Source organism: Pauljensenia sp. 20925_1_27 (assembly GCF_041432835.1).
Taxonomy (GTDB): Bacteria; Actinomycetota; Actinomycetes; order Actinomycetales; family Actinomycetaceae; genus Pauljensenia.
This window is the reverse complement of record NZ_JAPWAH010000006.1, coordinates 94386-113310: the sequence shown is the minus strand read 5'-3', so window position 1 is coordinate 113310 and position 18925 is coordinate 94386. Positions and strand designations below refer to the sequence as shown.

Here is an 18925-nt window from a genome sequence, read left to right as displayed (position 1 = left end):
GCCGACCGCAGGCGGATATGGGCAGGCTCAGCCCGGCTACGCACAGCAGCAGGGTTATTATCCTCCGGGTCAGTTCCCGGCAAGCCCCTATGGCGGACAGCCGAAAAAGAAAGGGCCAAATACCGGCCTCATTATCGGTGCGATCGCCGCTGTCATCGTTGTGATACTCATTGCCGTCATTGCAATCATCGCGCTGAACAGGGGGGATTCCTCTGACGACTCCTCGGCCTCGCCCAGCGCCTCGCCGACGACCTCGACCAGCACTACCCCGTCAGCTTCACCGTCCTCGACCTCTCACCCGTCGACATCCTCCTCTTCAAAGCCGACACCGAGCCAATCCTCGCCTTCCTCCAGCGCCTCCTCCAAGCCGACGCCGTCTCAGAGCGCTAGCTCGTCAAGCACCGTGTCCGTTGACGAGGAATACGGCGTGAAATCTGAGTGCAAGAATGCGATGACACAGTTCGTTCAGCAGGGCAAGCTGGAAAACTGGACCGTCGAACGCGACGGCGTGAATTCCAAGGGAGAGAAGCAATACATCTCCAAGGGCCAAATTAACGGCACACTGATCACCGGCGAGACGGGTATCTACAACTTCACATGCACGGCCGTCTACCACCAGGACTCCGGGCTGTACGAGGCCTGGTCGACCATCGAACACAAGTAAGCCTGGCAGCGAGCACAAGCGATGCTGTACCGTCCCGAACTGCTTCCTTCCGCACGTTACGAAGTACAGACGTGGTGGACAAATGCGGTTCTCTACCAGATCTATCCCCGTTCGTATCAGGACACGAACGGGGATGGAGTTGGTGACCTAGAGGGCGTCTATCAGCGGTTGGACTACCTGGCGGATCTCGGGATCGACATCGTGTGGATTTCCCCGATCTACCGTTCGCCGCAGGCCGACAACGGCTACGACATCTCGGACTACCGCGATATTGATCCGCTTTTCGGGGACCTCGCGGCCTTCGATCGTCTGGTCGCACGTGCCCATGAGCTCGGTATGCGCATTGTGATGGATCTCGTCGTCAACCACACGTCGATCGAGCACCCGTGGTTTCTTGAGTCTGCCTCGTCCGTTCATTCACCGCGCCGTGACTGGTATTACTGGCGTGACGCACGCCCTGGCACGGAGCCTGGAACGCCCGGTGCGGAGCCGAACAACTGGGAGTCGTTTTTCGGAGGATCAGCCTGGGAATTTGACCCGGATTCGGGACAGTATTATCTGCACCTTTTCGCCCGCGAGCAGGCGGATCTGAACTGGGAGAACCCACGGGTGCGCGAAGCCGTCTACGAGATGATGAACTGGTGGCTGGACCGTGGCGTTGATGGTTTCCGGGTCGACGCCATCGACGTCATTTCCAAGGCGCCGGAGCTCCCCGATGGTGGCCCGGCTCGCGCCCCATTCGGAGTCGGGCATGAGCTCTACGCAGATGGCCCTCGCCTGCACGAGTTCTTGCAGGAGATGAACGCGCGAACGTTCGCCCATCACCCGGGCACCTTCACGGTCGGCGAGGCCTCGAATGCATCTCCTGAGTCCGCGCTGCTGTTCTGCGCACCAGAGCGCGGTGAGTTCAACATGCTCATTCAGTTTGAACACATGAATCTGGGGCTCGAAGACGGGAAGTTCTCACCTCACCCCCTTCAGGAGGGCGAGCTCGCCGATGTCTTCACGCGTTGGCAGGAGACGCTCGGGGAACGCGGCTGGAACGCTCTGTATCTGGAGAACCATGATCAGCCTCGTTCGGTCGCCCGGTTCGGTGATCCTGAGGCGTATTGGCGAGACTCTGCAACGGCCCTCGCGACCGCGTATTTCCTGCAGCGCGGAACGCCTTTCATCTATCAGGGTCAGGAAATCGGGATGCTCGGAGGTTCTTTCTCAGCACCCTCCGATTTCCGTGACGTTGAATCCCTCAACTATTTGGCTAGTTTCAGCGGCGACCACGTGCCTGCCGGTGTGGCGGCTATGTCGCGCGATAACGGGCGCACCCCCATGCAGTGGGACGACTCCCCCGCCGCCGGTTTCACTTCAGCCGATCCCTGGATTGACATCCCGCCGTCAGCTTCTTCCATTAACGTCGCAGCGCAGGTTCCAGATCCCACATCGATACTGTCGTATTACAAGGCGCTGATCGATGCTCGCCATCGTATTCCGGCGCTGACCGACGGCACATTCGACCGCATTGACGTCGGTGATCCGGCGCTCTTCACGTACTGTCGCCGCACGTCACAAAGCGAGGTTCTCGTGATGGTGAACCTCTCGGGCACTGCACGTACGCCGCACTTCCCCTCCCCCGACGAGGCCTGGGCATCGTCACGCTGGGCACTGTATCTGGGCAATACGGGACAGTCCCGTTCAGGTAGCTCCCTCGACGTGCAGAACGAACAGAATGAGGAGGATCACGAGCTCCCTCCACGCGCATCAATGCGGCCGTGGGAGGCGCGCGTCTACGTGCGCACTACAGCCCCCTCATAATTGGAAAACATGGTAGGGGGCGCATCATTATCCACGCATATCCATGGGGTTGCGCCCGTAGCCCAGCGAATAGCCAGCCCGCGCTTGCCCTGCTATTTCACCACTCTCGCATCTACTCGGCACCCGACACATCACAACGGAAGATAAAGGTGGGCGGGACGAGCATTGCTCATCCCGCCCACCGATAGGCGCTCACGCGCGCCGAGTCCTCTTCGCGATCAGTGGCTGCGGCGCTTGGCGGCCACGAGGGACAGACCCGCGATGGCGACAATGCCAGCCAGGACGCCAAGGCCAGCCGCATCAGTACCGGTCTTCGCCAGCTGCGGGGCAGGCGACGGTGTAGCCGACGGCGTCGGAGCAGGGGTCGAGGGCGTGGCCGACGGGGTCGGCGTCGGAGCCAGAACGTTGGTGAGAGTCAGCGAGTAGACCTGGTCATCGCTCAGGGTGAAGGTAGCCTCACGATTGTCCGCCGAGAGGGTGACACCATCGGCGGTCTCGAAGACACGGCTCTCGCCATCGACCCAAGTGATATCAGCACCGGCGGGCAGGTCACCCTCGGAGACCGTGACGACAGTCCCCAGCGGCAGAGACGTCGGGTAGGTGTAGGTTTCGCCGGCCTTAAGGGTCGCCTCGAACGTCTTGTTCACCGAAGGATCGGCATCATTCTTCAGGGTAATTGAGAGAGTGTACTCGAGGTCCTTCGCGGACTCAGGAAGGTCACCCTCTACCTTCTTGGTCACCGAGAAGGTCTGGTGTGCGTACGCATCGGCGGACGCCCCGTAGCGCAGAACCTTCGTGATGGGTTCAGTGATCTTTACGCCCGCGACATTGAAGTTGACGGTATTCGAGAAGAGACCATTGATGTCACCAGCACGCTTCGCGCCCTGGACGTGACCGGGCAGGAGGATGATGGCGGACTGGTTCGCCGGGATCTCGGCGAGCGTCACAGTCACCTTGGTCGAGGTGCAGTCGACCTGCGCAGCGGCACCGAAAGCGCCGTGCGACGTATCGTTACCCTGGCTCAGACCGGCGGACGTCGTCGGATCGGTGACGAGGTAGGTGTGGTTCTTCGTGTACTCGTTCACGACATCGCAGTTGAAGTTCCAGTTGGAGCCCGCGGGGACCTCATCGACGATCGACGCGCCGGAGACAGCTGCATTGCCCGCAGGGAAGACGACACGCCACATAATGGCCTGGTTTTCGTCGCCATCCGAGTTCTCGGGAAGGGTCAGCCACCCATCCTTCTGGTAGCGCGCCACGCCGGGCGTACGGCGCAGCATGGTCAGCTCGCGCTCCACCTTCTTACCCAGCTTCACCGTGTAGGTCTCATCTCCGGGGCCCGTGTAGTTGGTGAGGCCGTTCGTAGAAACGTGGCCGTACCACTGCGCGGCAGACTCGACCTTCTCGTTGAAGACGACGGTCACCTTGCCGTCAGTGCCCCAGGTACCACAGCCGACGACAACACCGCTATTGGAGATAACCTCAAACTGGCGGGTAATGTTAGGGCGCAGGACGCTCTGACCCGTTGCGGAGTTCACGATCGACGCGTCGTAGGTGAAGTAGTCGCCCGCCTTCACGCGCCCCTCAGTCTGCCACGGGAGCTTGATGCCCAGGTCCCACCAGTCACCAACAGCGTGGGTCTCTCGACCGCTGTGGTCCACGAGCTGAGCGTTGTTCCAATCCAATGTGACCTTGTCGCTCACATCCGTGGTCGGCGTCGGGCAGCTCAAGGGAGCCGCGGACGCAGGGGCCTGGGCACCAACAAACTGCGCCAGACCAAAGAAACTCAGAACCAATGCGAAAGTCGCAAGAAGGACGCCGAAGTGACGGCGCTTCAGGGCAACCATAGAAAACTCCTGTCAACGGGATGAGCGACGGCGTCGCCGCATACCGGATCAGTCTATGCCAATCACCTGCAATACGGTCAAGAATGGAAATAACGCGTTCTGAAAACACCGGAAAAGGCCGGATCGACAAAAGCGATTCTCGCTAAGTTTTGGAGCTACTTTATAAACTGACAAAATTTGTTGTCCGGGCGTGTCGCCACCCCACAAACGGCAGTGACGAGCATCCGACAAACGAACCAACTGTTCAGTAAACAAACCGAACGGATAGCAGGAAACACTGAGCTCGAACCGATGCGCCACTAAGCCTCCCGACCATGCGGACAGTCGACGCTCATCCAGCGGGCCGACCGCGCCATCAGGAACCCCAACACGACAGAGGAGCAAGAATCGACAGCGCACGCCCACTACCCACACACGACAAAACTCCCACCGGAACGCGGGAGCCAGATAAACGAAAAACCGGATCGACAGATCCGGCTAACTGGTGGGCGATACTGGGATCGAACCAGTGACCTCTTCCGTGTGAAGGAAGCGCGCTACCCCTGCGCCAATCGCCCGAGGTGGGTACGGGATTCGAACCCGTGTATACGGCTTTGCAGGCCGCTGCCTCGCCTCTCGGCCAACCCACCACACCCAATGGGATCGAGTGGATTCCCGATTGAGAGCGGATGACGGGACTCGAACCCGCGACCCTCACCTTGGCAAGGTGATGCTCTACCAACTGAGCCACATCCGCGTGAACCGCATGTGCGGCCGGGCTAAAGCCCGCCAATCCTGTTACCAGGATGACCGTGGGCGATACTGGGATCGAACCAGTGACCTCTTCCGTGTCAGGGAAGCGCGCTCCCGCTGCGCCAATCGCCCGAGCGGATGACGGGACTCGAACCCGCGACCCTCACCTTGGCAAGGTGATGCTCTACCAACTGAGCCACATCCGCGTTTCTCAGAACGTCAACCGTTCTTCGCAACGGGTAAAACCTTAACAGACGATCCACCCAGAACGCAAAACCAAACAGCCGTTATCCAAGTCACATGATCATTTTTGCACGGTTTATCGCCCGTCTCGACATATTCGTGGGAGGCTTGACGGTATGGAAACGCGACCTGGCAAGGCCTACCCCCTGGGTGCCACCTTTGACGGAACCGGTACGAACTTCGCGATCTACTCCTCGGTCGCGACGTCTGTGACGCTGTGTCTCTTGGATGATGATCTCAATGAAATGCGCATCCCCATGACGGAGGTCGACGCCTACGTGTGGCACGTCTACGTGCCGCAGGTGCGGGCCGGACAGCGCTACGGATACCGCATTGACGGCCCGTGGGATCCTCACAACGGTCTGCGATGCGACGCCTCGAAGCTCCTCCTTGATCCCTACGCAAAGGCTATCGAGGGACAGCTGACCGATTCACTCGACCTCCTGTCCTATCAGGCCGACGATCCTCTCACTCTCAAGGGTGGTGACTCCGCCGACGCTACGATGCATTCCGTCGTGGTCAACCCCTTCTTCGACTGGGAAGGCGATCATAGCCCCGGCCATGATTACTCTGAGTCGATCATCTACGAGGCTCACATCAAGGGCATGACGATGCGCCACCCGGAAGTCCCGGAGGAACTGCGCGGAACGTACGCCGGCATGGCACATCCAGCGATCATCGAGCACCTAAAGAAGCTGGGCATCACCACGGTCGAGCTCATGCCGATCCAGCAGTTCACGAACGACACAACCCTGCAGGCGAAGGGGCTGTCGAACTACTGGGGCTACAACACGATCGGTTATTTTGCCCCGCATAATGGCTACGCGGCGACGAACGAACCGGGCGCACAGGTCTCCGAGTTCAAGGCAATGGTCAAGGCCCTGCACGCAGCCGACATTGAGGTCATCCTTGACGTCGTCTACAACCACACGGCAGAGGGTAACCACATGGGGCCAACCCTCTCCTTCCGCGGCATCGACAATCCCTCCTACTACCGCCTCGTCGACGGAGACCGCCAGCACTACTTCGATACGACGGGCACGGGCAACTCGCTCCTTATGAGTTCCCCCCAGGTCCTGCAACTCATCATGGATTCGCTGCGCTATTGGGTCACGGAGATGCACGTCGATGGTTTCCGCTTCGACCTAGCCTCCACCCTGGCCCGACAGTTCGCTGAGGTCGACCGCCTATCCGCCTTCTTCGATCTGATCCATCAGGATCCCGTGGTCTCACAGGTCAAGTTGATCGCTGAGCCCTGGGACGTGGGCTCAGACGGCTACCAGGTGGGCGGCTTTCCTCCCCTCTGGTCCGAGTGGAATGGCAGGTACCGCGATACGGTGCGCGACTTCTGGCGCGGAGAGTTCTCCTCGTTGCCCGACTTTGCCTCGCGCCTCGCGGGATCTTCGGACCTGTATGGCTCGACGGGCCGCAAGCCCATGGCATCCATCAACTTCGTGGTTGCGCACGATGGCTTCACACTGCGTGACCTCGTGTCCTACAACGAGAAGCACAACGAGGCGAACCTCGAAGGCGGCGCGGATGGAGCGAACGACAACCGTTCATGGAACTGCGGCGCAGAGGGCGACACAGACGACCCAGACATCATCGAGTTGCGCTACCGACAGCAGCGCAACTTCCTGACGACCCTCATGTTCTCCCAGGGCGTGCCCATGATCGCCCATGGTGATGAGCTCGGGCGCACCCAGCGCGGTAACAACAACGCGTACTGTCAGGACAATGAGATTTCGTGGATCAACTGGGATCTGGACGAGAACGATCACCAGTTACTGCAATTTACCCGTCATCTCATCCACCTGCGTCGCGATCATCCGGTCATGCGTCGGCGTCGCTTCCTCGAAGGCCCGGCCCAGCGCGGTGGCGAGTCAGAGCTCGGTGAAATTGAGTGGTTCACCCCCGCCGGCACTCACATGACGGAAGAGGAATGGAACCAGCCGTGGGCGCGATCGACGATGGTGTTCTACAACGGCGATGCCATCCGCGAACCCGACGCGAACGGACGCCGGATCCTCGACGACGATTTCCTGCTTCTTCTGAACGCTGCTCCGGAGCCCGTCGATTTCACGCTCCCCGACACAAAGTACGGTCAAATCTGGCACACCGTCGTCGATACGGCGGGCGACGATGATCGCGCTGAGTATCACTCGGGCGACGTCGTGCACGTCAAGCCACGCACGTCGTTTATCCTGCGCAACCCGCGCGGGCTCTAGACGACCAATGCAGGCCGCCAACTTCCAGGTACGCGTACCGACTACTTATCGACCTGGGGGTTGGCGGCGCGTCTGGCCCAAAAGGCGTGTGGACACCCGTACGATTTGATTTGTGAATGAAAACGCGGTGCCCGAGGAGTTTATGCGGGCTCTGCTGTCCCTGCGACAGGCGGACCACCTGCCGCACATCCTCCTCGAGGAGGTCCCCCCACCTCGTCGTTTGGCCCCCTTTACGGCGGCGCTCGCGATGCGAACCACGGACGAGGACGAGGCCGGACAGCCCCTGTCGACTGGTCGTATGGTCATCCTGCACGACCCGGTGGAGCAGATCGGCTGGAACGGTACCTTCCGCATCGTCTCCCAGCTGCGCACCCAGATAGATGCTGAGATGATCGGCGACCCGATGCTGTCGGAGGGGATTTGGGGCTGGATGCTCGACTGCTTGGAGAGCGCAGGGGCAGGATTCCACGACATGACGGGGACGGTGACGCGTGAAATCAGTGAGGCCTTCGGCGGTCTCGAGCTTCGCGGATCATCGCTATTCGTCGAGGTCCGCGCGTCATGGACGCCGTACAGTGAGTATCTTGGTGAGCATCTGTCCGGCTGGGCGGATGTGATGCGTCGGACGGCAGGGATCGTGCCTGCCCGTCATCTCGAAGGAGTCTGAGTGCTGGTCAACAATGGCGGCGGCTTGCCGCAGGGCGATACGGATAATCCGGAGCTTATCGCGCAGCCGCGTGGGGGTACCCCCTCGGTCATTGATACCCAGAAGGAACTTGAGGTGGCGGCCCGCGCGTTGAGCGCCGGTTCAACCCCGATCGCCGTGGATGTTGAGCGAGCGCAGGGGTTCCGCTATGGCGCAGACCCCTACCTTGTCCAGATTCGGCGTGAGGACGTCGGCACGTTCCTCATCGATACGCACGCACTACCGGACCTGTCTGTGCTTCAGAGAGTTGTGGAGGACGTGTGGCTCTTGCATGACTGCCTGCAGGATCTGCCGAATCTCCGCCAGGTTGGGCTCCGTCCCCCCGCTCTCTTTGACACTGAGATTGCCGCTCGCTTGATTGGCTTGGAGCGTTTCGGGCTGGCGGCTGTCGCCGAGCAGATTCTCGGCCTGGGCCTCGTGAAGGATCATCAGGCATCGGATTGGTCGGTGCGTCCCCTGCCCAAGGAGTGGTTGCGCTACGCGGCCCTTGACGTCGAGTTGCTGACCGAGCTCTACTACCGGCTCTCAAAGAGGCTCGATGACATGGGCCGTTGGGAGTGGGCACAGCAGGAGTTCACCCACGCCCTGGCGGTCACTCCTCCCGCCCCTAAGCCGGATCGTTGGCGTTCGGTACCCGGCGCGGGCAAGATTCGGTCGCGCCGCGGCCTCGCGGTCCTTAAGGCCCTGTGGGAGACACGCGAGTCGATCGCTCAGCGCATCGACCTGAGTCCGGGGCGCCTCGTGCGTAATGCAGCGCTCGTGCGCGCGGCGTCGAATCCTCCGCGTAACAGGCGGGCCCTCATGAGCATCAGCGAGTTCCGCTCCCCCGTCGCCCGCCAGTACGAGGACGAGTGGATGCGCGCGCTCGCCAGTGTGGCCGCCATGACGGAGGATGAACTTCCGCCGAAGCGCAAACCCGTTCAGCCGGGCTCTATCCCGGAGCCCCGTCATTGGAACCGAATCGACGAGGCCTCGGCCGCACGCCTGGGAACGGTGCGCAACGCAGTCGCGTCCGTAGCGTCGAGTCTCGGGCTGGCACCCGAGGTTGTGCTCGCTCCCCAGGTGCAGCGCTACCTCGCGTGGGCTCCCCTAGACCCGTCGCGCCCGTCCGGCGACGAGGTCGAAGAGCGCATGGTCAATCGCGGTGCACGCGACTGGCAGATCGACCTGACGCTCGATCCGATTTGCGACGCGCTCGGCGTCTGACCAAGGACCCGTTACCGGGCGGAGATATGCTCGAGTAGCTCGCGCACGGCGCTCTCGATGCCGTCGGCGTCGTAGCCGAAGCGGGCAATTATCGCTGCACGATCACCGTGCTCGGGGAATCCCTGCGGGACGCCGAGGCATCGTACGGGCACGCGCGCCTCCGCCAACGCATCGCGCAGCGACCAGCCGAAACCGCCCTGGACGATGCCATCTTCGACGCTCACGACACAGTCGTACTCCCCCGCCAGCGACACCAGATCGGGCGAGATCGGGATCATCCACTGCGGATCCGCGACGGTCACGCTCACACCGTCGGCGACCAGGCGGCGCGCGGCCTTGATCGCGTCGGGCGCACATGCCCCCGTACCGACGATGAGAACCCGATCGGATGAGGGATCCCCGGCCTCGTCGAAGAGAATATCCACTCCCCCGACGGTGCGTAGCGCGGGCATAGGCTCTGGCAGAGAACCCTTACGGTATCGGATGACGGTGGGCGCATCGTCAACGTCGAGCGCCTCACGCACGCGAGAACGCAGTGTGTCCTCATCACGGGGTGCGGCCAGACGCAGACCCGGAATCAGGGAACACATGGCAATATCCCACACGCCATTATGCGACGCGCCGTCCGCACCCGTGACGCCCGCGCGATCCAACACGAGCGTCACTCCCGCACGATGGAGAGCAACATCCATGAGGAGCTGGTCGAAACCACGGTTCAAGAACGTCGCATAGAGCGCGACAACGGGATGCGCACCCTCGTAGGCCATGCCAGCTGCGGAGGCGACGGCCTCTGCCTCGGCGATGCCGACGTCGATCACGCGACCCGGGTAGGCCTCGTGCATCGGACCCAAACCGACCGGGCGCATCATCGCCGCGGTAATGCCGACGATATCGTCGCGCCTCGCCGCCTGAGCGCAAATCTCATCGGCGAACACTCCGGTCCAGCCAAAACGCTCAGGAGCGACGGGCAGGCCGGTCTCCGGGTGGATCGGTCCAACCGCGTGGAAGCGATCTGCGATATCTTCCTCTGCGGGAGTGTATCCGCGCCCCTTCTCCGTGATCATATGAACGAGGACGGGCTCGCCCAGCGAACGCGCCCGGCGAAGCGCAGTCTCCACCGCAGAAATGTCATGACCGTTGACGGGCCCAATGTATTTGAGACCGAGGTCTTCGAACATCACCTGGGGAATGAGCGCATCCTTGATGCCGGACTTCAGGCCGTGCAACGCGTCGTAGGCCGCGCGGCCGGGCGTGCCGTGACTGAGGAGATGCTGTTTTCCCCAGGCAAGCGCCTTCTCGTAACCCGCCGAGGTACGCAAAGCATCGAGATGATCGGCGAGTCCACCGATCGTCGGCGCATACGAGCGCCCATTGTCGTTCACCACAATCACGATGCGACGATTCTTCGCCGTCGCGATGTTGTTGAGTGCCTCCCATGCGAGGCCGCCGGTCAACGCGCCATCGCCGATGACACCAACCGTCCACGTGCGGTTCCCCCGGCGGTGCTTTTCCCGCGAAATACCATCCACCCACGCGATCGACGCGGACGCGTGCGAAGACTCCACAACGTCATGCTCAGATTCGGCGCGCGACGGATAGCCCGACAACCCGCCCGGGCAGCGTAGCGATGAAAAATCCTGACGACCCGTCAGGAGCTTGTGCACGTACGCCTGGTGACCCGTATCAAACACGATCGTGTCCTGCGGGGATCGGAACACCCTGTGCAAACCGATCGTTAGCTCGACGACACCCAGGTTGGGGCCAAGGTGCCCACCCGTGCGCGACACGTTGTCGATGAGGAACGCGCGAATTTCCGCCGCCAAATCGTCCAGCTGCGCGCGTTCCAGGCGACGCAGCTCACGCGGTGCGCTGCAGCGCGACAGCAGGTCGCGCGACTCTCGTGTTCCAGACATACCAACCAGTGTAGTTGCCGAAGCGTCTCACCTACAGATCAAAGTGCATGTCAGCAGCCTTCGACCCGCGCAGGCGACAAGCGCGCGCACTAAGATAGATACCGTTGGCTCGCCGTACCGCTCAAGGAGGCACTATGTCCGTCACCGTCGCACCCCACGGCCTGTGGGAGTCCCCCATCTCGGGCGATTCCTTCACCGCCCGTTCGGTCACGCTTTCCCAGGTTCGTGTCGACGGACCCGATACCTACTGGGTTGAAGGACATCCACTCCAGGGCGGTCGCGGCACGTTGCTGCGCCGTCGTGCAACGGGCGAGACGGGTGAGGTTCTGCCCCTGATCGATGGTTCTCGCCTGCCCGACGTCGGCACACGCGTGCACGAGTACGGCGGTAAGGCGTATGCCGTTCACCATGGCGTCATTGTCTTCTCCGATCAGACCGATGGCCGCGTGTACGCCTTTGATACGGCCGATCCGCGGCGCGTCGTGCGCCCGCTCACGACCCTGTCGAAGGTCCGTTACGGCGACTTCTGGATCGCCGACGTGCGCGAACTCGTGTACGCAGTCGCCGAGGACCACTCAGCTCCGGGCGAACCCGTGAACAAGATCGTCGCCATTCCGCTCGATGGTTCCGCCGCCCGCGATGACAGCGCAATCATCACGGTGTTCGAGGGCACCGACTTCGCGCAGGCTCCCACGGTGTCCCCGGACGGCACGAAGATCGCCTGGATCACCTGGAACCACCCGAACATGCCGTGGACGTATTCCCAGCTGCGCGTCGCCTCCCTCACCTTCGAGGGCACCATCGACCAGGAGGTTATCCTGGTGGATCGCTCTGACGTGTGTGTCTACGAGCCGCGCTGGACCCTTGACGGTGACCTGATCCACGTCGACGATTCCTCCGGTTGGGCAAACCTCTACCGCACCCAGGGCTTCGTGTGGAAGGAAGGCGAGGACGCAAACGCGTGGACCTCCAGGCTGCGCACCCGTGCACTGCACCCCGGACACTGCGCGTTCTCGCACCCGCACTGGCAGCTCGGCCTACACTCCTACGACAACTACGACAACGACTACCTCGTGTGTTCGTGGACCGAGGAGCAGGTGTGGCACATCGGAACCGTTCGTATCGACAATGGCATGGCCGAGGAGTGGGCGACCGGCTGGTGGCCCATCGGCAACGTGGCAGCCGCTGACGGCCGTGTCGTTTTCCTTGCTGACTCCGCGACCCACACGCCGGCCATCATCGAAGTGTCGCGCGGCAAGACCAAGGTGCTTCGTCCGTCGTCGGAGGCCGAGGTCCCGACATCGCTCGTCTCCACGGCCGAGATGCTGACGTGGAAGACCTCGGATGGCGAGGAGGCCCACGGCTTCTACTACGCGCCCGTGAACCCCGATTTCACCGCGCCTGAGGGCGAGCTTCCGCCCCTCATTGTGAACGTGCACGGCGGCCCGACCGAGGCAGCACGACCCGGCCTGCAGGTACCGTTCCAGTACTGGACCAGCCGCGGCTTCGCTGTTCTAGACGTGAATTTCCGCGGTTCGACCTCCTTCGGGCGTCCCTACCGTCAGCGTCTCAACGGCCACTGGGGCGTCATGGACGTTCAGGACTGCATCGACGGCGCCCAGTACCTCGTTGATCTGGGGCGCGTCGATCCCAAGCGGATCGCGATCCGCGGCCGTTCCTCCGGTGGCTTCACCGTACTCAACGCGCTGGCATCCTCCGACGTGTTCACCGCTGGCGCGTCTTTCTCGGGCATCGCGGACCTGGCGAAGCTGGCCGAAACCAGCCACAAGTTTGAGTCGCACTACGACGACATTCTGCTCGGTACAGACGATAGGTCGGATCCGGTGTGGGCGCAGCGCTCGCCGATCAACCGAGTGTCTCACATCAAGGCACCCCTCATGCTCCTGCAGGGCACCGCAGACCCAGTGGTCCCCGCCTCGCAGGCCCAGGAAATGTACGACGCGCTGCGGGCGAACGGCAATGCTGTTGCCCTCAAGCTGTATCAGGGTGAGGGGCACCGCTTCCGCTCGGCCATCAACATCAAGGATGCATGGCAGTCGGAGCTGTCCTTCTACCGGACCATCTGGGGCATCGCCACTGACGCCCCCATTCACGTGGAGATCGCAAACCTGTGATACATACAGCACAGTCCCCGCAGTCAGAGGAACCGGCTGCGGGGACTCGCTTACGCGTCGGCCATACGGTCGCCGCGCATCGTTCCCTGCTCGGCGTCGCCGCTGCACTCGTTGGCGGCGTCGTCGGCGCGGCAGCCGTCCTGTTTAACCTAGCGATTCGCGCATGGACCTGGGTGTCGACAGGTTTCGACGAGTACACGACCCACATCGGCCAGTCGCACGGCGTCTGGGGGTGGGCACCGTGGCTCTTTCTTCTCCTCTCCCCCGCTATCGCTGGTCTCCTCTACGGACCGCTGATCCAGCGCTTCGCGCCTTCCGCGAAGGGCCACGGCATCCCCGAGGTGATGCTCGCTGTGCGTCGTAAGGGTGGGCGCATCCCGGGACGCGTTGCGATCGTGAAGATCCTTGCGTCGGCACTGACTATCGGCTCGGGTGGGTCCGCCGGCCGCGAGGGCCCAATCGTTCAGGTCGGAGCGTCGCTGGGTTCCACTATTGCCTCGTGGCTGCATATGCCCGTCTCCCGCGTGGTGTTGCTGGCCTCGTGCGGGTCGGCGGCCGGCATCGCGGCCACGTTCCATGCGCCTCTCGCGGGTGCCGTCTTCGCTCTTGAGGTTATTCTCGTCGAATTCACGGCCGAGACCTTTGGTTTCGTCGTCCTCTCAGCCGTCACCTCGTCGGTGGTCGCGCGTCTCCTCCAGGGCGACGAGATGGTCGTGCGCGTCGCCGACAACCTGACGTTCGCGTCGATGTCGGACATGTGGTGGGTTGCTGTTCTCGGTCTCATCGCTGGCCTGTGCGGCTTGGGTTTCTCGAAGCTCCTGTATGCCTCAGAGGACGCGATTGATTGGGTGTGGGCACGCACCCGCCTACCCGAGTGGGCGCGTCCGGGTGTCCTCGGTCTCGCCCTCGGCGTGGCTCTCGTGGCGTTCCCGTACATGTACGGTTCGGGATATCCGCTGGAGGAGGAGGCGATCGCCGGAAACTTCTCGATCGCATTTCTTCTTGCCCTCATGCTGGGGCGCGCCGTCTACACGTCGTTCACGATCGGTATGGGTGGTTCGGGCGGCGTCTTTGCCCCTACGCTCTTCATCGGCGCCATGGCTGGTGCGGCCTTCGGGAACATCGTCTCTCCGCTCTCGGATTCTCCCGTTGGTGTTTTTGCCGTGGTCGGCATGGGTGCCGCTTTCGCGGGCGCCGCACGTGCCCCCATGACGGCCGTGCTCATCATCGTGGAGATGACCGGTCAGTTCTCGCTCATCCTGCCGATGATGCTCGCGGTCGTGATCGCGACGGGCGCGTCGCGTTTCCTCACGCGCGCGACGATCTACACGGAGAAGCTGCGCCGCCGCGGTGACGTGCTTGACGACCCGGTCGAGGGCACTCTGCTGGGTACCCGCGCGGCGTCCGAGTGGATGCTGGAGGCCCCCGAAACGCTGGTTTCGACAACGAGTGCGGCATCCGCGATCGCCGCCCTGCGCCGCACGAGGGAGACGGTCCTGCCCGTTGTGTCGGAGAAAGGGCGTTTCGTCGGCCTCGTGTCCTCGCTGCGCCTGGCTGAGATGACGCAGCAGGATGGTTCTCTGGATGCTCCCCTGGCAGATTTGCCTCTCATCGACGAGGCCGTGGCTGCCTCCGCTCCCCCGTCCGAGGTTCTCGGGACGCTGCGGCGTACCGGCTTGCAGGCTCTGCCGGTCGTGGACGTTGATCGACGTGTCGTCGGCTGGGTGTCCGAGCGCGACCTGGTGGATCGCATGTACCGCGATCAGCGCCGCGCTATCGAGGCTCGCACACAGACGTCGTGGGGCTCGCGCATGCTTGAGCGCAGGAAGAACAACTAGCGGCGAGAACCCGATACCTGCCGACCACACAGTGCGACACAGCTCAGCCGGACTGCGTACAAAATCCGCATGCAATTCCCACAACGGCGGTGTCAGTTCATATCAGACTGATGCGGTTGGTAAGGGAATTGCATGCGGAATTGTAGAGAAAAGTAGCTGTCGTCAGCGGCTCAGGACCGACACCATCTCCACGTGGTGGGTGTGCGGGAAGAGGTCCCACGCCTGCAGTGATTCGAGCTCGTATCCGGCCTCGGTGAGGGTGCGCAGGTCGCGTGCGCCCGCTGCCGGGTCGCAGGACACCAGGACGACGCGAGGAGCACCCGTGGCAGCGATCGCCTCGCACACCTCGGCACCGGCGCCGGCACGCGGCGGGTCCGCCACGACCACGTCGGGCACAGCGCCGAGCTGGCCGGACAGATCGACGACACCCTCGCGATCCACGTTTCCGGCGAACGCATCCACCCAATCGAAGGCTGCAAGGTTTTCGCCCGCGTCACGCACGGCGGCCTCGTCACCCTCGAGCGTCACGACGCGCCCGGTCTCGCCGACGGCGCGCGTAAGCGGCACGGAGAATAGGCCGGCACCCGAGTATAGCTCCATGACCGCACGGCCAGCCCCGGCCTCGTCCGATCCGAACGCAGCAGCAAGCACAGCGTTGGCGAGCACCTCGGCGCCGCGCACGTGGGTCTGCCAAAAACCGGAGGGACGCACGTCATACGACTCGACGCCGCAGCCGACGGGCACGTTCCAACGCAAGACGTCGGCGTCAATACGCTCGCCGTCCGCGGCGTAGGTGTCATCGCCGATCAGGACGACGGGATCACCACCGGACGGGGCGACAGCGCGCACCCGATCCCCCGGCTTCCACAGTCGACGCCACGGAGAATCCGCGTCGAACAGGCCGAGCTCACGGATCCCTGGAACAGCCAGCGGCATATCATCGAGTGCGATCACCCGGCGGCCGCGGAACTCGTGCATGCCTGCGCGACCATCCGCATCGATGACGACGTCGATGCGCGAGCGGCGACCGGTCAACGGATCGTGCGGCTCCTCGTCGCCAGGCGCAGGTGCGACGTACACTCCCCCGAGGGCATCCACGGCCTCGGCCAGGGCCTCGCCACCCACCCGACGCAGCTGCCCGGCGATCACGCGAGACTTCCACTCACGCTGCGCGGCCGGGGTCAGATGACCGAGCTCCCCACCACCGACACCGCCCGGTCCGGCCTGTGGCCACACGGACTCCACGCGATCAGGCGAGGGCTCCAGAATCTCCACAGCGTCCGCCCACGCGAGCTTGTTCTGAACGGCGGTGACCCTTGCACGGACCACCTCACCGGGTGCCGCGTGGCGCACGAAGACGACGCGCCCGCTCTCGTCGCGGGCGACGCACGCCCCACCGTGTGCGGGTTCCCCGACGCTCAGCTGGAGGATCTCACCAATCCCCTCGCGCGCACGCGCAGAAGCGTGACGACGACGCGGGGAGGGACGGCGACGGGACGAACGGGGGCTCATGCACTCTCCTCAGGGGTGGCGTCCCCGCTGGCCGTGCCGGGCTGTTCAGTACGGGCATTCGACTCACTCGGCGCCGATGCCCCGACGCGCAAGAACGGGTCGTTGACACGCTGGCGGCCCTCGACGATATCGTCCTCGCCGAGCTGCCACGGCACGATCGTAATAACGACACCCGGAACGGTCAGCAGCGCGGCACGCAGGCGCAGCGCCGACTGGTTGTGGACGAAGTTTTCCCACCAGTGGGTCACGAGGAACTGGGGCATGTAGACGACGAGCATCTCCGTGGGCATCGCGCGTCGGCGGCCGCGCACGTACTGCAGGATCACCGATGAGATGTCACGGTAGGGCGCAGACAGCAAGGTCAGCGGCACGGGAACGCCGGAAGCCTTCCACTGGCGCAGAATCTTGTTTTCCTCCTCGTCGTCCGCGACGACGGAGACGAGTTCGATCGACGTCGGAGACGACGCGCGCGCAGCCGCGATGGCACGCATTGCCGGGCGCGACAACGACGATACGAGCACGAGGGCACGCACACGGGTGGGCAGTGCACGCCGGGCGTTCCAGTCGTCCACGCGCAGCTGCGTGCGAACCGTTTCGTAGTGGTGGTGAATCGAAATCTGGACACCAAACGCGACCGCGATCATGAGCAGAGTAATCCACGCGCCGTGCGTGAACTTCGTGGCCAACACGATGAGCAGCACGATGCCGGTCATCATAAAGCCGACAATGTTAACAGCGCGCGAGCGCAGGACGGCCATGCGCGCCTGGCCGGACTGGCGAGAACGCAGCTGCCTGTTCCAGTGCTTGATCATGCCCAGTTGCGAGAGCGTAAAGGAAATGAAGACACCGACGACGTAGAGCTGGATGAGGCGCGTCGTCTGCGCCTGGAAACCAACGATGAGTGCAACTGCCGCAACGGTGAGAACCACGATGCCGTTCGAATAGGACAGGCGGTCGCCACGGCGCACCATCTGGTGAGGCAGGAACGAGTCGCGAGACAGGACCGAGGCCAGCGTCGGGAATCCGTTGAACGCCGTGTTACCGGCGAGAACCAGGATGAAGCCGGTGACGACGGTGATCAGAATGAACAGGATCGACCCTTGTCCGAACACGGCCGAGGCAATCTGAGAGATCGCCGGTTCGATCGGCGTTTTCTCCGGGACGGGCGCGCCCTGATAGGTCAGCTGGCTCGCCGCGTCGTCGACGATTTTCACGCCGGTCGCACGGGCCAGCACGAGGATCGAGAGCATCATCGAAGCCGCGATGAGGCCGAGCATCGCCAGCGTGGTGGCCGCGTTGCGCGACTTGGGGCGGCGGAACATCGGCACGCCGTTAGAGATCGCCTCGACGCCGGTGAGGGCCGCGCAACCCGACGAGAAGGCGCGCATGAGGAGGAAAGCGCCCGCGAGTCCGGCGAGGCCGTCCGCGTGAGCGGGGGCAGCAACGAGGTCGTAGGCGGCCGTCGGAGCCGCGCCCAGATGCCCGGTTGCCATCTTCGCGAAACCGACGACGACCATGAGGCCGATCGCGCCCATGTACAGGTAGGTGGGCACGGCAAACGCGCCACCGGCCTCGCGTGTACCGCGCAGGTTCAGAGTCGCCAGAATAATGACGAGCGCCACCGCGATGGGAACCTCGTGGCCGAGGAGAGCGGGGACTGCCGTCGTGATGTAGTTGGCGCCCGACGAAATCGAGACCGCAACGGTGAGGATGTAGTCGACCAACAAGGCCGAGGCGACGAGTAGCCCCCACGACCGACCCAAGTTCGTGGTCACAACCTCGTAGTCGCCGCCACCTGAGGGGTAGGCGTGAACCGTCTGGCGGTAGGACGCGACCACGACAGCCAACACAAGAGCAACAACAACGCCCACCCAGACCGACTGAAGGGCGGCCATGGATCCGGCGAGCGCAAGCGTCAGGAGGACTTCATCGGGCGCGTAGGCGACCGACGAGAGCGCATCCGACGCGAAGATCGGCAGAGCAATACGTTTGGGGAGAAGCTGGTGGCCCATCGCGTCCGATCGCATCGGGCGTCCGATGAGCACGCGCTTTGCGTAGGCCAACAAGTTCGTCACGAAATACAAGCCTAGTC

The 18925-nt window shown here is 63.2% G+C and carries 11 protein-coding genes and 5 tRNA genes; 7 read left to right on the top strand and 9 right to left on the bottom strand.

From position 1 onward, the window contains the following. Together O3684_RS05445 and O3684_RS05440 are read left to right on the top strand one after the other, a co-directional pair. Positions 1–664, top strand: a 664-nt coding sequence (locus O3684_RS05445) for an adventurous gliding motility protein AgmX (protein WP_500065508.1), incomplete at its 5' end; no start/stop codon positions are given. 21 nt (positions 665–685) lie between these two features. Beyond that, positions 686–2473, top strand: a complete 1788-nt coding sequence (locus tag O3684_RS05440) for an alpha-glucosidase (protein ID WP_500065507.1) — start codon at positions 686–688, stop codon at positions 2471–2473. Positions 2474–2691: 218 nt separating this feature from the next. Here the strand turns inward: O3684_RS05440 and O3684_RS05435 are convergent, their stop codons facing one another. The 6 genes from O3684_RS05435 to O3684_RS05410 form a co-directional block, all read right to left on the bottom strand. Next, positions 2692–4320, bottom strand: coding sequence for a DUF5979 domain-containing protein (locus tag O3684_RS05435; protein WP_500062714.1), 1629 nt, complete (start codon positions 4318–4320; stop codon positions 2692–2694). A gap of 482 nt (positions 4321–4802) precedes the next feature. After that, a tRNA-Val gene (locus tag O3684_RS05430) sits at positions 4803–4877 on the bottom strand. Between the two features lies 1 nt (position 4878). Then, positions 4879–4949 (bottom strand) — tRNA-Cys (locus O3684_RS05425). 34 nt (positions 4950–4983) lie between these two features. Continuing rightward, positions 4984–5056: transfer RNA gene (locus O3684_RS05420), tRNA-Gly, on the bottom strand. Positions 5057–5112: 56 nt separating this feature from the next. Then, positions 5113–5184: transfer RNA gene (locus tag O3684_RS05415), tRNA-Val, on the bottom strand. A gap of 1 nt (position 5185) precedes the next feature. Further along, positions 5186–5258 (bottom strand) — tRNA-Gly (locus O3684_RS05410). 153 nt (positions 5259–5411) lie between these two features. Here O3684_RS05410 and glgX point away from each other — a divergent pair. From glgX to O3684_RS05395, 3 genes are all read left to right on the top strand, one after another. Beyond that, on the top strand, positions 5412–7523 hold the full coding sequence (glgX, locus tag O3684_RS05405) for a glycogen debranching protein GlgX (RefSeq protein WP_500065505.1): 2112 nt from the start codon (positions 5412–5414) through the stop codon (positions 7521–7523). A gap of 142 nt (positions 7524–7665) precedes the next feature. Beyond that, positions 7666–8190: a DUF3000 family protein gene (locus O3684_RS05400; protein ID WP_500065514.1), complete on the top strand. Its 525-nt coding sequence runs from the start codon at positions 7666–7668 to the stop codon at positions 8188–8190. Then, the gene (locus tag O3684_RS05395) at positions 8191–9435 is read left to right on the top strand and encodes an HRDC domain-containing protein (protein ID WP_500065504.1); all 1245 of its coding nucleotides are present in this window, start codon (positions 8191–8193) and stop codon (positions 9433–9435) included. An 11-nt stretch (positions 9436–9446) separates the two neighbouring features. On the opposite strand, the gene dxs is transcribed toward O3684_RS05395, so the two are convergent. Continuing rightward, on the bottom strand, positions 9447–11348 hold the full coding sequence (dxs, locus tag O3684_RS05390; protein WP_500065503.1) for a 1-deoxy-D-xylulose-5-phosphate synthase: 1902 nt from the start codon (positions 11346–11348) through the stop codon (positions 9447–9449). Positions 11349–11482: 134 nt separating this feature from the next. Here dxs and O3684_RS05385 point away from each other — a divergent pair, with 134 nt between their 5' ends. Together O3684_RS05385 and O3684_RS05380 are read left to right on the top strand one after the other, a co-directional pair. Beyond that, on the top strand, positions 11483–13483 hold the full coding sequence (locus tag O3684_RS05385; protein ID WP_500065502.1) for an alpha/beta hydrolase family protein: 2001 nt from the start codon (positions 11483–11485) through the stop codon (positions 13481–13483). Continuing rightward, positions 13480–15321 carry a chloride channel protein gene (locus O3684_RS05380; protein WP_500065501.1) on the top strand — a complete coding sequence of 614 codons (1842 nt, stop codon included), beginning with the start codon at positions 13480–13482 and terminating at the stop codon, positions 15319–15321. The genes O3684_RS05385 and O3684_RS05380 overlap by 4 nt, the downstream gene beginning before the upstream one ends. A 162-nt stretch (positions 15322–15483) precedes the next feature. On the opposite strand, the gene O3684_RS05375 is transcribed toward O3684_RS05380, so the two are convergent. Beyond that, positions 15484–16833: a class I SAM-dependent RNA methyltransferase gene (locus O3684_RS05375; protein ID WP_500065500.1), complete on the bottom strand. Its 1350-nt coding sequence runs from the start codon at positions 16831–16833 to the stop codon at positions 15484–15486. Beyond that, entirely contained in the window at positions 16830–18908 is a 2079-nt protein-coding gene (locus O3684_RS05370; protein ID WP_500062707.1) for an APC family permease, read from the bottom strand. The genes O3684_RS05375 and O3684_RS05370 overlap by 4 nt, the downstream gene beginning before the upstream one ends. Positions 18909–18925 lie beyond the last annotated feature (17 nt).

What these genes read in the sequence shown, in the direction of transcription:
- O3684_RS05385 (WP_500065502.1), top strand. Translation starts at nt 11,483, where the DNA reads ATGTCCGTCACCGTCGCACCCCACGGCCTGTGGGAGTCCCCCATCTCG.
- dxs (WP_500065503.1), bottom strand. Translation starts at nt 11,348, where the DNA reads ATGTCTGGAACACGAGAGTCGCGCGACCTGCTGTCGCGCTGCAGCGCA.
- O3684_RS05440 (WP_500065507.1), top strand. Translation starts at nt 686, where the DNA reads ATGCTGTACCGTCCCGAACTGCTTCCTTCCGCACGTTACGAAGTACAG.
- O3684_RS05400 (WP_500065514.1), top strand. Translation starts at nt 7,666, where the DNA reads ATGCGGGCTCTGCTGTCCCTGCGACAGGCGGACCACCTGCCGCACATC.
- O3684_RS05435 (WP_500062714.1), bottom strand. Translation starts at nt 4,320, where the DNA reads ATGGTTGCCCTGAAGCGCCGTCACTTCGGCGTCCTTCTTGCGACTTTC.
- glgX (WP_500065505.1), top strand. Translation starts at nt 5,412, where the DNA reads ATGGAAACGCGACCTGGCAAGGCCTACCCCCTGGGTGCCACCTTTGAC.
- O3684_RS05375 (WP_500065500.1), bottom strand. Translation starts at nt 16,833, where the DNA reads ATGAGCCCCCGTTCGTCCCGTCGCCGTCCCTCCCCGCGTCGTCGTCAC.